Source organism: Mesorhizobium sp. M2A.F.Ca.ET.039.01.1.1, from assembly GCF_003998035.1.
Taxonomy (GTDB): Bacteria; Pseudomonadota; Alphaproteobacteria; order Rhizobiales; family Rhizobiaceae; genus Mesorhizobium.
Map to the genome: position 1 here is coordinate 1 of NZ_RZRY01001154.1, position 1,337 is coordinate 1,337.

At 68.3% G+C, this 1,337-nt stretch carries 1 protein-coding gene; it reads left to right on the forward strand.

All coding sequences use genetic code 11. The annotated features are described in order from the left end of the window. Positions 1-125: 125 nt before the first annotated feature. On the forward strand, positions 126-1,169 hold the full coding sequence (locus EOA24_RS38120) for a LacI family DNA-binding transcriptional regulator (RefSeq protein WP_126083153.1): 1,044 nt from the start codon (positions 126-128) through the stop codon (positions 1,167-1,169). The last annotated feature ends 168 nt before the right edge of the window (positions 1,170-1,337 follow it).

Consider the following 1,337-nt stretch of genomic DNA (forward strand, 5'->3'; position numbering starts at 1 on the left):
CCCCTACTCTTCCCCCCTGAGAAAACCTTTTCCCAACCCGCCTCGCGCCCGCCTGACCTCACCCGTCATCACCGCGCAGGGCGGTAAGAGAAAACCTTTTCCCAGTCAAGGGATCCGCCGCGCCCATGCCTTCCGACGCCGAACCAGCGCCTGTTTCCGCCAAGCCGCCGGTCACGCTGCGCGAGGTGGCGGCCGCGGCAGGCGTGAGCGTCGCGACGGCGTCCAAGGCGTTGAACGGGCAGGGGCGGATGACGGCGGAGACGCGCGAGCGCATCCGCGAGACGGCGCGGCTGCTCGGCTTCCGGCCGAACAGCCTGGCGCAGAGCCTGCTCAGGAAACGCTCCTTCACCGTCGGGCTGCTCACCAACGATACCTATGGCCGCTTTTCGCTGCCGCTGATGGCCGGTGTCTCGGATGCGCTGGTCGACAAGGGCGTGTCGGTGTTCCTGTGCAATGTCGAGGACGACCAGCGGCTCGGCCAGCTGCATGTCGAGGCCATGCTCGACAAGCGCGTCGACGGCATCGTCGCCACGGGAAAGCGCATCGACCGCCATCTGCCGGTCGATCTCTCCAATCTGCGCATTCCTGTCGTCTATGCTTTCACCCAGCCCGATCCCGGCGCGGTCGGCCTCGTCTCAGACGATGCCGACGGCGCGCGGCTGGCGGTCGAGCATTTTCTGCGGCTGGGCCGCCGGCGCATCGCCCATGTCAGCGGACCGGCGAGTTTTGCCGTGGTGCACGCGCGCGCCGAGGCTTATCGCGATGTCCTGAAGGAGAACGGCCTCGCCGTGCGCGAGCCGCTCCTCGGCGCCTGGTCGGAAGCCTGGGGTCATGATGCAGTGGCAAAACTGTTCGGTAAGGCGGGCAGGGAAGGGTGGCCGGACGGCGTCTTCTGCGGCAACGACCAGATCGCCCGCGGCGTCATCGACGCGCTGCGCGAGCGCGGCATTCGCGTGCCCGAGGATGTCGGCGTCATCGGCTTCGACAATTGGCAGATCGTGGCCGAGGCGACGCGCCCGCCGCTCACCTCCGTCGACATGAATCTTTCGACGCTCGGCCGCGAGGCCGGGCTCGCCCTGCTTTCGCTCGTCGACGGCCAGCCGGCCGCGCCGGGCATCAGGAAACTGCCGTGCCGGCTGGTGGTGCGTCAGTCATGCGGGGCGGAATGAAGCAACGCGGCCACGCGCCCGCATCCGCCGGGCGGCGTGGCCAAAACTGGGAGGAGAACCATGAGGAGGAGTAACGTGAAGACCATGCTTGCCAAGCTGATGCTTGCCGCTGCCGTCATCGGCGGCGGCCTGCAGGCGGCGTCCGCCGAGACCGCCAACATCTGGGTG